This is a genomic window from Zunongwangia atlantica 22II14-10F7 (genome assembly GCF_002094855.1).
Classification (GTDB): Bacteria; Bacteroidota; Bacteroidia; order Flavobacteriales; family Flavobacteriaceae; genus Zunongwangia; species Zunongwangia atlantica.
In genome coordinates this window covers 1-14,515 of record NZ_ARYN01000015.1, presented here as the reverse complement: position 1 = coordinate 14,515, position 14,515 = coordinate 1, and the positions used below count along the sequence as shown (strand labels likewise).

The following is a 14,515-nucleotide window of genomic DNA, read 5'->3' as shown; positions in this document are numbered from 1 at the left end:
TTTTTCATCTCCCTAATTCTAAAATCTGAAAGTAACACCTACAGAACCTACAGAAATGTTAGGATACTGCCCTCCATTACTTGTTAGAAGTTCTGGATCCCAAAGATCAAAATCACTTATTGTAAATAAGTTTGTGGCTCTCATATAAAACCTCACATTATCAAGATCCAATCTTTCTGATACATTTTGTGGCAGAGTATAGCCTATTTCAGCCGTCTTTAATCTTAAGAAGTTAACATCCCTTAACCACCAGGTACTAGCCTGAGTATTATTTGTTTGTCCGATACCTGAAGAACCATAAGATAAACGTGGGTATGTAGCATAAGCATCATTATTTTCTACCGTCCATCTATCTTCAGCAATAGTATAAAGGTTTCCGCGACCACCGTCACCAATAAATGGCTGGATTCCTATACCACTAAGTAAAATATCTGCAGCGTGTTGACCTTGAAAGAATACACTCAAATCGAAGTTCTTGTATTGTGTGCTTATACCAAGTCCATAAGTAAAATAAGGTACATCACCATTACCTATTTGTTTTTGATCGTAAGCATCTATACGACCATCTCCATTTAGATCTGTATATTTAATATCTCCAGGCATAATTTGCCCAAACTGTTCTGGTATACCATTACCATCAGCCGGAGTAATTAAACCATCTCCATCTGTATCATCTTCTAAAGTGTACAGCCTTTCAGCTACGTAACCCCATCTAGCAAGTAAACCTGCACCTCTTCTATCTAACCATTCATAAGGCTGTTCTGGAACTCCGTTTTCGATAATCTCATTTTCGTTATATGAAAACACCCCGCGAAGATTAATACTAAAATCATTTATAGTTTTATTGTACTCTAAAGTACCGTCAAAACCTTTATTTTCGGTAATTCCTAAATTCCCATAAGGATCACTAACCAAACCTATATAGTTAGGTACATCTGATCTTTGAAGAAAAGATCCTTCCGTACGCTCTTTAAATAAATCGAAGATTAATCTAAAGCTATTATTGAAAGCATTAAGTTCTATACCTAAATCTTGCTTTCTGGATTCAGCCCATGTCACATCTACACCTTGGTAATTTTCAGCAATCCCTCCGATACCGTAAACGTTCTCACCAAAATTATATCCAGATTGACCATCTTCAACTCTACTTAGATATGCAAAACGGCCTGCTCCTGAAGCTGAACCTACTAAACCATCAGAATATCTAAATTTCAAATAGTTAATCGTTTTAGTCAATGGCTCGAAAAAATCTTCGTTAGAAACAACCCATCCTAATGCCCATGAAGGGAAGAAACCATATCGATCATCTGGACTAAAGTTTTCAGATCCGTTATAACCTGCATTTACTTCGGCGAAGTATCTATTATCATAAGAATATGTAGCTCTTCCTGCAAGTCCCTGATTTCTATATGGAATAGAAGCTGTAAAATCATTAGCAGCAGCATCTACATAGTCGGTTCTATTAAATAATAACAGTCCGCTTACCTGATGATCTCCAAATGATCTATCATAATTTAAACTGGTTTCCAGGTAAAATCTTCTATTACCAGAATTTGCTCTACCGTAATTTAAATAATTAGATCCTGTATATGTTTCATTAATGATAATTTCTCCATCCTCGGTATATGGGTAATCCTGATTAACGAAATAAGTACTTTCCCTTTTACTTCTGGTAATATTGTGCTGATTGTAAGTATCGAACGAAAACATACCAGTAAGCGACAAACCATCAGTTAGAAAATCTAACTTTTGAGTTAATCTTAAGTTTGAATATAATTGATTCTTGTTTTCATTTCTGTAACCTCTCATCGCTACATCTGCGTATGGGTTACGTAAATCTCCATTCGAGCTAATACCCGGTATAAATCCTCCTGGATATAATACAGGATATTCTACTGGAGGAACTAACATTGCCTGAGAAAATATATTTCCAACTCCTTCAGATGGATAATTACCTTCAGAGACATAACCTTGTATCCCTAAATGCATTTCTGTAATAGGTGTGATATCTACAGTAAGGTTTGATGTGAAATTGTATCTTTTAAATTTCGTATCTGAATCATAATTTTCTAGACCATCGGTTACAAATAAGCCTGTTTCATCGTAGTATCCTAAGGAAACATAATATCTAGCCTGTTCTGCTCCTCCACTAACATTGGCAGAAACTCTTCTATTTCTACCAAAGTCATCAAAAACCTCATCAAACCAATCTACATTTGGATATAATAAAGGATCGTAATTATTAGCAGTTCTCTCTATAGTTTCCTGAGAATATCTTGCAACCTGTCCTCTGGTAGTTAAAGCTTCATTAGCTAAATTCATATAAAGAACACCGTCTGCTAAATCTGGCATTTGTGTAAACTGTGTTATACCCTCATTATAATCTACCGAAATTTCAGGTTTTCCAATCTGTCCTCTTTTGGTTTCAATCAAAATAACACCATTAGCACCTCTAATTCCATAAACTGCTGTTGCCGAAGCATCTTTCAAAACAGTAAAAGATTTAATATCCCTAGGATCCAAATTATCTAGAGAACGTTGTACCCCATCTACTAATATTAAAGGTGAGTTTCCTCCACTTATATTACTTATACCTCTAATCCAGATATCGGCCCCATCATAACCAGGTAAACCTGATCGTTGCACTCCGGTTAGACCAGCAACTCTACCCGCCAGCATACTAGAAATATTAGCAACAGGTTGTTGTAGTTCGGCTGGCTCGATAGTAGATTGTGCACCTACTACACTAATCTTCTTTTGTTTACCATAACCTACAAGTACAACTTCATCTAGTGCCTGTGGATCATTTTCCATAGCCACATCGATAACAGTTTTACCGTCGACACTCATTTCTAAAGGATTCATACCTACATAAGTAAATATTAAGGTTGCTCCTGAATTTACTGTAATGGTATACTTACCATCAAAATCTGTTTGTGTTCCATTTTGGGTTCCCTTTTCCATAACAGAAACCGCAGGTAAAGGCAGTGAATTATTATCTGTTACCGTACCGGTAATGGTAACAGATTCCTGCCCATAAAAATCTTGGACACTTAAAATCATTAAAAAAACAAGCAACAACTTAGATTTTGGAATTTGCCCAAAACTGGATTTCCCAAAACCAACAATTTTGTTAAAACTTGCCTTCCACCCTTTTTGTAAGAGTAATTGTTTTTCCATGCTTAGTTAGTTTTTAAATTAACATAAATTCAACTAAATTATTTTAGTTAATCGATTTAGCTAAATAAATACAATAATTCCGTGTTATCAAACAAAAAGTTAATTTTAACATAATGAAATATTAATATTACATATAATTAAATATTTATATCCTAAATTTTTTAATTATTTAGATTCATAAGCCTTTAGATAATAAATTGAATACTTCTTTTTATATTATTGATATGAAAACTCCTTTTTAAAGACTCGTTTTACAACAATTTCGTCATCAAAATAGACAGAATCACACCTAATCCATTATAAATGTGATAATTAAAAAAAATGAAAAGTTTCTATTTACAACTCACTTATAAATAACTTTTTTCAAATACTGAAAGTCACACTAAAATATTCCGACTTACCTCCCGAAAATTAATCTGATATTTGCCGCATTCTTAATCCCCACAAACAATGCATTTAAGAGAAGCCTCTGAAAAACGGAAACAAATTGCTACCATCGTCACTTTCTTTACGATTCCACTTTCAGGATTTATGACCGATATTTATTTGCCTTCCTTCCCTTCTATGGCCCAAAATCTTTCGGTTTCAGAAAAAAGTATTCAGCTTACCTTAACTTGTTTCTTTTTAAGTTATGGTTTTGCACAGCTATTTGTTGGGAGCATTTTAGATAGTCTTGGGCGTTACAAACCCGTTTTATTTTCTTTAGTGGCTTTAGTTATAAGTAGTCTTGCTATTACCTGGACAGAGCAGGTTTGGCTAATCTGTTTTTGGCGAATTGTACAGGGATTGGGGACTTCCTTTATCGTGGTGGCAAAACGTGCTTATTTTGTAGATGTTTATGATGAAGAAAAACGAAAGCATTTTTTAAGCTTTTTCACCATTGTGTGGTCTTGCGGACCAATAATCGCACCTTTTCTTGGCGGATATCTGGAAAGTTTATTTAATTGGCAGGCTAATTTTTACTTCCTCGCTATTTATGCCGGAATTCTATTTTTTGCTGAATTATTGTTAAGTGGCGAAACAATAAGAAATGTGAAGAAATTCAACCTGAAGAAAACTTCCATGCTTTACGCCATCATGTTGAAAAATAAAGCCTTTGTTTTTGGAATTTTAATCTTAGGACTTGCCTACTCTACCGTAATGGTATTTAATATCGCCGGCCCATTTGTGGTAGAACATCACTTTGGTTTTAATGCCGTGACCACAGGATATTGTACACTTATCCTGGGAATTTCCTGGATGATTGGCGGAATTTTAAGTAAAACTTTTTCGAAAAAAAATTTCCCTCAAAAATTACGAATATCGGCTTTTGTACAAATCGTTTTGTTAATTCTATTTGTAATCGCTGCTGTTCAATTAGACCAATTATATCTTTTAATAGGATTTGCCTTTTTAATGCATATTATTTCTGGTTTTATTTTTACCAACTATTTTACTCAGAATATGATCTATTTCCCCAGTAATGCCGGGATTGCCGGAGGATTAATTGGCGGACTCCTTTATATTATCACTTCCATCGTAAGTTTTGCGATCTCTTCTTCCGGAGAAATTACAAACACTTTTGATATGTCTTTGCGATATTTAGGTGTTGGTATTCCGCTAGTTTTGGTGATTTTTTACGCTACTTTTTTAATTCTGAAGAACCATCGAAGAAAATTGAAATTGCAAAACTCTGCGGTATAATTTTTTACACTGAAAGGAATAGCAAAATCGTATTTTAGGCATAAAACTAATCGAATTGTAGCTCTAAAGACCTTATTTTATGATAAGCAAGTTTTAACTGATTAGATTCTGAAGTTAACCACTTACCCGAATTTTCACAGAGACTATTTTTTAATTCTGCTCTAGCTGAAGCATAAAAATTAGCATCTAAATTATCGAATTTCGATAGTATGTTTTTATATTTTTTCCATTCGGTTTCATTATAGATCACAAAGGGATTTTGACTGTACAAATTAAATGCCCAGTACTCATTTGAAGAGATCTCGAAATCTTCCAATTTTTGCTCCAAAACCATCAGATTATTCTCATAATCCATTTCCTTATATTTATACTTCGATGATATTTTGGATAATCGCGAAGAATTTTCAAAATATAGTTCCACATCACCTTCAACATAACGGTTTAGTGTCATACTATATAATTTTTTAGTCGTATAACTCGCATTTTTGATAGAATAATCGTTTAGATCTACAGTTAACTCTCCTTCAAAATGATCATTTAAAAAATGAACGATCGCTTCATTTTCTTTAGTGATCTTCTCGATATTGTATTTAAATACATTGTGTTTTTTCTTTGAAATAGGGCCTAATTCCTGAAACACACGATATTGGTGAATTCCGGTAGATAATCCTATAATACTGATATTTGTTTCTTTCTCGATCCACTTTTCGAATTCAGCCTTAGGTGTTGAAATTCTTGAATTTTTAGGCACAAATTTATAATCTGAGTACACTGCAGTATTTCTTTTTTGCCCCAAATAGATCGAATAACCAATACTTTCATTTAAGACTACAGGATCGTTATTCAACCTTATCAATTCCGCCGAATAAGTTTTGGCCATGTGTGTTTCTTCAGGTTGATTTTCCTGGTAATTTTTATAAACTTTTATCATAATCTTATTAGCACTAAGATCTGATTGTTGCGCATTAAGATTGAAAAAGGAAAAAGCGATGAAAATGAAAAGGATTTTTGTCTTCATGATGATCGAAATTAGATGATTGAATGAATTACTTTAAAACTTTTTAGGTGTAATATTGGGAAATCCCCACTAACAAATTGATTTTCATAAATCTAAAACTAATTCACACAAAATCCTAGAACAAAATCAATTTTTAAAATTTATACTCCAAGTATCAGTATTGATCATTTTTGATATGTTTTCTTAAGATCTAAAGCTTCAAAAAATACCTGATATCGGGTATTTTACGGCAAATGAAAAAAAGATGAAATTAAATTTGCTGAACTGTTAGTCCATTATTTTTTTTTGAAAATTAGAATCTTGACCGTTTCCCTTTTAAAAAATATTCATTCAGAAATAATACTTCAAATTTCAAACAATTGTACATAGATATTAGTCACTCCTACCTCTCCACCACAATAAAATCTGAGCGGCGGTTTTCTTCGTGTTCTTCATCAGAACATTCGACCTTGTTTTTGCAGCGGTTTAGGATTTCAATTTCCCCGTAGCCTTTGATGCTTACAATTCGGTTTTCAGCAATTCTTTGCGAGATTAGATACTCTTTAGTCGATTTTGCACGATTTTGAGACAAAATTAAATTATAAGTATCACTACCTCGGGAATCGGTATGCGATTCGATCTTGATCTTCATTTCAGGAAAACTTTGCATCACATACACTATATGATCCAGCTGTTTTGCCGCTTTTGGCCGTATATCGTATTGGTTAAATTCAAAAAATATAGGATCGATCTTTATTTTCTCCTCATCACCATCGGTCTCTACCAGATCCTGGTAAGCAGACAGTAAAAAGTTAACCCCACTTATGGTATCACGATGAACATTTTCTGTGGTAATCGATTTTGCAGCTTTTGAGTAGTTATTTTTTTCCGCAGTAAATAAAAACTCATCATTACAGGGAACCTGCGCTACATACATTCCCTGGCTATCTGTGGTTACTGTTTTTATTTTTGCATCAAATTGATCTTTGATAATTATAGCCGCATTTTCTAAAGGTTTTTTGGTAAGTGAATCCAATACTTTTCCCGCCACTAATTGATAACAGCAACGTGTAAAATAATAAATATCATCATCGCCTTTGCCCATACTTCGGTTAGAGGATATATAACCGTCTTCCTGATTTTCAGCAATGATATAAGAAAAATCATCTTTACTGCTATTAATTGGTTTTGCTAAATTCTGCGGAACGCTAAAACGAAAATCACCTAAATTTTTAGCCTGAAAAATATCCAATCCGCCTAAACCATAATGTCCATCTGAAGAAAAATACAAAACATCATCCTGGTAATATGGGAACATTTCTCGACCTTCAGTATTAATTTCTGGCCCAAGGTTTTTAGGCTGCGTCATACTTCCGTCGGTGTTGAGCTGAACTACATAAATATCGGTATCACCAAATCCACCCGGCATATCGGAGACAAAAAACAAGTGTTTTCCATCTCCGCTAAGTGCCGGATGTCCAACCGAATAGTCTTTACTATTAAAAATTAGGTCTTCTACATCGCTAATCTCACCTTCTTTTATAAGTCCGCGCATTACATGGAAATTATTTACACCATCTGCATTACTAAACAGCTTGTTGTTTTTGCTCATATTAGTGGTGTAATAAATGGTATCTAAATCTCTGGAAAATGCAATGGTGGCATCATGATAACGGGAAGCCAGACCTTCCATAAATAATTTTTCATTTATAAGCTCACCATTATTCTTAGTGCGATCTGCAATGTACAGGTCAAGAAAAGGTTGTTGGTTCCATACATAAATTTTATTGCCAGTTTCATTATTCTTTTTACTGGAAGAATACACTAACTGGTCGCCATAAAATGCCGGCCCAAAATCTGAATTCTCGCTATTTGTGGACAAATTATAAAGTAGGTAACCAGAGTTTCCTTCCTGCATTCCCCATAACTCCTTTTTCTGTTCCATAAAACGAGCTATAAGCATGGGATTATTCTTTCGTTTTAAGTAAACTTCAGCAAGTTCATCTGCTTTCTTATAATCCTGAACTCCGCGTAAACTTTGGATATATTTAAACATATAATCATCTTCCATCGCTTCTCCCTGAATGCTATACAATTCCGTATACCATTTTAAAGCCTCTGGGATCTCACTAATTAAATAGTGAGCATCCCCGGCTTTTTTCAAGGTTTCAATTTCTCTTTCATCGGTTTTGGCCAGATAATCATCATAGACTTTTGCGGCCTCTATATAATTCATTTCCTCAAATAATTGATCGGCATGCTTTAAACGTTGCGCCTGTAGCGTAACTCCCAAACTCAAAAAAAACAATAGTAAAATGTAGTTTTTCATAACAAAAGTGAATTAGAAAAATCGAGGGGATTTAATTTTATTATTTCCTTTTAGGAGATCAAAGCGCAATAAAATCTCGTGGGTACCATCATTATATTTATTAAAATCTGTTGTGGTGTAATCAAAAGAATATCCGACAAATAAGCTTCTTGAGATTTGAAAGCCTGCTAAAAAGCTTACCGAATCTTCCCATCGATAGGCTACTCCTAAATTCAGGAATTCCTGTAATAAAACATTGGCCGAAACATCTACTGAAACTGGTGCACCGCTAACCGCTTTTACTAAAAAGGCAGGCTTCAATTTCAGATTTCGGTTGATATCAAATACATAGCCCCCCATTATGAAGTAGTGCAAGCGATCTGAAAGTACAGACTCTTCAATATCATCATAATAATCTGATCTTAAAAAATTTGGAACGGATGCACCAATATACCAACGGTCTGAATACCAATAAGCGCCGGCACCAACAGATGGCATAATCCTACTATCGATATTGGTGTTTAAAAGCACATCTTCTGGATCGTAAAAACGACCTTTGCTCCAATCTACATTCAAAAGCCGGGCACCACCCTTAACTCCTAGGGCGAGCTTTGTGTAATACCCGGTCTGAATGGTATATGAAAAATTTACATCTGCAAAAACTTCACTGGATGGACCAAGCTCATCATTTACAATATTTAATCCCAGCCCCATTTTTTCATTACGAAGCGGACTATGCACACTAAAATTCTGAGTTTCTGGAGCTCCATCTACCCCAACCCATTGACTACGATAAAGCAGCAATGCCTGCAAGCTTCCTGTACTTCCTGCATAGGCAGGATTTATAGACATTGTATTGTACATATATTGTGTATAATGCGGATCTTGCTGCGCGTTTGCCACTTTAGTTATTATTAAGATTAGAAGAACTAAGCAGGCTTTTAAATTTCTATATATATAAGCTGTATTCATAATTTTAATTTTTTCTCAGTTAAGATTTAATTTTATCTATACATTATCTCATTATATATAACCATCCCTGCATGTTTAAATTTTCTACTTCTCCTCTTCCATCTACCTGCAATATGTAATAATACGTACCTACTGGTAAGGGTTTGTTGGTAAGTACCGGCCCTCGATTTGCCGTTCCGTCCCAATCGTTTTGGTATCCCCTGGTTTCATATACCAGATCTCCATAGCGATTGTATACTTCTAGTTTGTTATTAGGATAATTCTCTATACAATCGATCCTGAATACATCATTAGAACCATCATTATTTGGAGTAAATTCATTATAAACCACTAGACAAAGCGGATTAACCGTAATTTGTGCCCTGTTATTACTTGCATTAGGATCTACCGGAACGCTAGACATAAGTTCTACCACTTTCATATAATCATCCTCATCTGTGACCTCCGCAATAATTCTGGCTTCAGCAAAGGCATGTGCCTGTAGCATCGATATCTTCCAATTTCTATTTACCATACTGAACTGACCCTTTACTGAAGTTATCGATTTTACTCTGTAACCCTCTGGCAACATACTTCGAATCATGATATCATTAAAGTCTACATTACCGAGATTATCAACCCTAATGGTGAAAGTCACATCTTCTCCAATCATCGGTGAGAAGTTATCTACAGAAACGCTCATCGCTAGATCTGAACAGTTTACCACTATGATATCGATTATTTCCATAAGTTCTGCTGAACAACTTCCGTTATCCATATAAGAAACACTTACTGAAGTATTTAAAAGGCTTGTCCATCTTACAGTAACTGAATTATCAGATAATCCACCACCGGCTGTAATTTCACCTCCTTCGATATCCCATAAGTAATCTTCTTTACCAGATTCTGTAGTATAAGTCACTTCATCCATTAAACAGATATCATCTGTGAGTCCGTCTATACTCGCAACCGTATCTGCTAGTAAGCTAATTGTAACTGCTAATCGCTGTGAACTTGAACAACCACTAGCGGGATCAAAACCGGCATAATAGGTCATACCGTTTTCTAATTGCGTATTTTGAGCAATTGGGTTTGTTGCATCTGCAGAAGCATACCAAACAACATTACTTTCATTTACCTGAATATCAGCCACCGTTGCCCCGGCGCAAAAAGATTGATTAGGTAATGCTGTTGTTGGCGTACCGGGATCACTTACAATTACCTGAAGTGTAGCCGCTTCACCCGGTAAGTTTTCACAAATTTCATCTCCACTTACCGTTACGTAATAAGCAGTAGTGCTTGTTGGCATAACTGTTAGATCGGTAATTTCTGAAGTTAGAGCTGCATCAGTATAATACCTAAATACAGGATTGCTAATCGAGCTAGTTGCCGTAAGTATAACATTACCGCCACTACAAATAAAGCTATCGTTCACTGCTATATCATTAGCGGTAGCCGTAGGTAAAAAATCTACTGTAACTGCTAAACGTTCTGAACCAGAACATCCACTGGCTGGATCGAAAGCTGCATAGTAAATCATTCCATCCTGAAGGGAAGTAGATTCATCTAAAATGTCTCCACCAGTTTCATCAGCATACCATACTACGTTTCCTTCATTGGTCATTAGATCGGCTACAGTAGCTTCAGCACAGAAACTTTGTGTTGGCATATCGGTGGTTGGTGTCCCCGGATCACTGACACTTACCGTGATCATTGCGGCATCACCAGGAAGGTTTTCACAAATACCATTACCACTTACCGTTGCATAATAGCTTGTAGTTGCCGTTGGCATTACTGTTAGATCGGTGATTTCCGTGGTCAGTTCAGCATCAGCGTAATATCTAATCGTTGCATTGGCTACTGAAGTCGTTGCCTCCAGTGCCACACTTCCACCCACGCAGATATCGTAATCTATTGTTACCAGATCTGATTCCGTAGCTGTTGGTAGAATCTCTACTGTTACCGCTAATAGTTCACTGCTTGCACAACCGCTTGCTGGGTCAAAACCGGCATAGTAAGTTCCGTTTACTAATATTTCAGTATCGGACAGGATCGTTGTTCCTTCTTCATCGGCATACCACACCACATTGCCTTCATTGGTTATCAGATCAGCTATGGTAGCATCTCCGCAGAAACTTTGTGTTAGCATATCCGTAGTTGGTGTACCGGGATCGCTTACATTTACCGTAATCATCGCCGCATCACCTGGTAAGTTTTCACAAAGTCCATCACCACTTACCGTTACATAATAGCTTGTAGTTGTCGTTGGCATTACTGTTAGATCGGTGATCTCAGTCATTAGATCTGCATCGGCGTAATACCTTATCGTTGCATTGGCTACCGAAGTTGTTGATTCCAGTTCCACACTACCACCCATACAGATATCATAATCCATTGCTACCAGATCAGATTCCGTAGCGGTTGGTAGAATTTCAACTTCAACAGCTAACAATGCTGAACTAGCACATCCACTGGCTGGATCGAATCCGGCATAATAGGTTGTTCCGTCAACTAAAGCTTGGTCTTCTGCAAGTAGTGTTGTTCCATCTTCATCAGCATACCAAACTACGTTTCCTTCATTGGTCATCAAATCGGCTACTGTGGCTGGAGCACAGTAACTTTGTGTTGGCATATCGGTGGTTGGTGTACCCGGATCACTAACAATTACTGTAATCATTGCGGCGTCGCCAGGAAGATTTTCACAAACTCCATCTCCACTTACACTTACATAATAGGTGGTAGTTACCGTTGGTGATACGTTAATATTAGTGATTTCTGAAGTTAATTCTGCATCTGAATAAAATGTAAATATTGGATTTGTAATTGAACTGCTTGCCTCTAAATCAACACTTCCACCTGTACAAATATTTAAATCATTTACAATAATATCATCTTCTGTAGCGGTTGGCAAGATCTCCACTTGTACCGCTAACAATTGATTGCTAGGACATCCTAGAGTAGGATCAAAACCGGCGTAATAGTTCATTCCATCAACTAAAGCTTCGTCTTGTGCAAGTAGTGTTGTTCCATCTTCATCAGCATACCAAACTACATTCTCTTCATTGGTCATTAAATCCGCTACCGTAGCAGAAGTACAGAAACTTTGCATTGGCATATCTGTAGTTGGCGTACCAGGATTACTAATTGTAACCGTAATCGTCGCAGCATCTCCGGGTAAATTTTCACAAAGTCCGTCCCCACTTACTGTTACATAATAGGTTGCGTTAAATGTTGGAATAAGCGTAAGATTTGTAATCTCTGAAGTAAGACTAGCATTAGTATAATATCTAAACACAGGATTCGCTATCGCACTACTTGCGCTTAACTCAAAACTCTCTCCTAAGCAAATTTCTAAATCTGTAGTTATAATATCAGATTCTGTAGCAGTAGGTAAAATTTCAACAGTTACTGCTAATAACTCTGAACTAGCACAACCACTGGCAGGATCAAAACCAGCATAATAAGTCATTCCATCCTGAAGCGTTGTAGATTCATCTAAAATATCTGCACCAGTTTCATCGGCATACCAAACTACATTTCCTTCATTGGTCATTAGATCGGCAACTGTAGCCGGAGCACAAAAACTCTGCATAGCCATATCTGTAGTTGGTGTACCCGGATCGCTAACGGCCACCGTGATCATTGCAGCATCACTTGGAAGGTTTTCACACACTTTATCTCCACTTACAGTTACATAATACGTTGTAGTTACTGTGGGTGTTACGGTAAGATTGGTGATTTCTGAAATTAATTCTGCATCTGAGTAAAATGTAAATATTGGATTTGTGATTGAACTGCTTGCTTGTAGTTCCACACTTCCACCAGCACAAATGCTTAAGTCATTTACAACTATATCATCTTCCGTAGCGGTTGGTAAGACCTCGACTTCATACGGAATTCTATCCTGAATTGGACAAGAATTCCTACTTATTTCTAAATAGAAAGTCTGACTGGTATTTATTTCTGAAGTTGAATAATTACCTCCAGTTGCTAATAGACTACCTCCTGTTTCTGAGTCGTACCAGGCATAAGATAAACCTGCCTCAGTTGCTATATTGAAATCAACTGTTTCTCCACTACAAATTTCTACAGTATCATTATCAACCTGTACCTCTGGCACCAAAATGTAAGCTCCATATATATCTAGGCTGGTAAGCGCAGTTACAAGACCTAAATTTCTAACCTCAACTCGATCATAGGTTCCGTTAGCTTCAAAATCTGCTGTAAATCGATCTCCTCCAAGTACATTTACTGAAACTAAAGAAGCGTCTAAAGTAAACTGATTAACCTGAGTTGCACCATTGAACAATGTCAACTGAATACCGCTTAAAACACCTACATCAGCAAGGCCACTAGGTATTCCTAAATCTAATCGAATATTATCTCCTGAAATACCCGCCTGTGGAAAAATTAATTCCTGATAAACCGAAGCAGCTACGCCAACCGATACACTTAAACGGCTAAAATTATCTGGATCATTATCTACGGCATTACCGGCATTTGTTACTCCGCATGATACACAAAGCAATCCATCTATCCCATTATTCTGAGCGTTAGCCGCAGTACAATCATTTAAATCTCCTATTGGTTCTACAATTACTACAACTTGCGTTGGTTCAGACTCCTGTCCCGTATCTGGATTTCTGGAAATTACATCATAAGTATAGGTTCCAGGGCTTAAATTTGATGGTGTCGTAAAGTTTTCTCCCACAAAAACTTCAACACCATCTTTATCAAACCAGGCATACACTACAGGATCTGGATTTTCACTGCTTGCTTTAAAAGTCACAGTTTCACCTTCAGTAGTTGTAGCTTCTGAAGGAACTACCGTTGGAGGCAACAATTGCTCTAAAACTATTACAGTGACCTGCGTAGGTTCAGACTCCTGTCCCGTATCTGGATTCCTGGAAATTACATCATAAGTATAAGTTCCAGGGCTTAAATCTGATGGTGTAGTGAAGTTTTCTCCCACAAAAACTTCCACGCCATCTTCATCAAACCAGGCATACACAACAGGGTCTGGATTTTCACTGCTAGCTGTAAAAGTCACCGTTTCACCTTCAGTAATGGTAGCTTCTGAAGGAACTACCGTTGGAGCTAATGAATCTGGCAATAGATTTATAGTTGCAATAGCAGCCTCACTTTCGCAACCGGCATCAGAAATTGCTCTCACTGTATAACCTGCTGAAGCGGTCACATTTGTAATTTCATACGTCTCCCCCGTATGAATTATAGTAGCTGCATCCCCTTCAGCATACCAGTTATACGTTAAGTTGGCATCTGGATTTTCTATTTCAAATGTTACGTCTCCTCCAGAAATTACATCTATATTTTCTTCCACTAAAACCGGAGTCACAGGTAGTTCTTCTACTCCTGCAAAAAACGGTCATAGTATA

6 protein-coding genes are annotated in these 14,515 nt (G+C 36.5%); 1 reads left to right on the top strand and 5 read right to left on the bottom strand.

Annotation, left to right across the window (positions count from 1 at the left end):
- Positions 1-18 precede the first annotated feature (18 nt).
- Positions 19-3,180 (bottom strand): SusC/RagA family TonB-linked outer membrane protein, encoded by a 3,162-nt coding sequence (locus tag IIF7_RS15435; protein ID WP_084842605.1) that lies wholly within the window; start codon positions 3,178-3,180, stop codon positions 19-21.
- Between the two features lie 450 nt (positions 3,181-3,630).
- Between IIF7_RS15435 and IIF7_RS15430 the strand changes: the two genes are divergently transcribed.
- Complete coding sequence (locus tag IIF7_RS15430; RefSeq protein WP_084842604.1) at positions 3,631-4,863, top strand: MFS transporter; 1,233 nt, start codon at positions 3,631-3,633, stop codon at positions 4,861-4,863.
- A 46-nt stretch (positions 4,864-4,909) separates the two neighbouring features.
- On the opposite strand, the gene IIF7_RS15425 is transcribed toward IIF7_RS15430, so the two are convergent.
- The 4 genes from IIF7_RS15425 to IIF7_RS15410 all read right to left on the bottom strand — a co-directional run bounded on the left by IIF7_RS15425 (position 4,910) and on the right by IIF7_RS15410 (position 14,475).
- Positions 4,910-5,881: a hypothetical protein gene (locus IIF7_RS15425; RefSeq protein ID WP_084842603.1), complete on the bottom strand. Its 972-nt coding sequence runs from the start codon at positions 5,879-5,881 to the stop codon at positions 4,910-4,912.
- 382 nt (positions 5,882-6,263) lie between these two features.
- Entirely contained in the window at positions 6,264-8,189 is a 1,926-nt protein-coding gene (locus tag IIF7_RS15420; RefSeq protein ID WP_084842602.1) for an OmpA family protein, read from the bottom strand.
- 12 nt (positions 8,190-8,201) lie between these two features.
- Entirely contained in the window at positions 8,202-9,140 is a 939-nt protein-coding gene (locus tag IIF7_RS15415) for a PorP/SprF family type IX secretion system membrane protein (RefSeq protein ID WP_084842601.1), read from the bottom strand.
- 43 nt (positions 9,141-9,183) lie between these two features.
- A complete protein-coding gene (locus IIF7_RS15410) occupies positions 9,184-14,475 on the bottom strand; it encodes an Ig-like domain-containing protein (RefSeq protein WP_084842600.1) in 5,292 nt (1,763 codons plus the stop codon).
- Positions 14,476-14,515 lie beyond the last annotated feature (40 nt).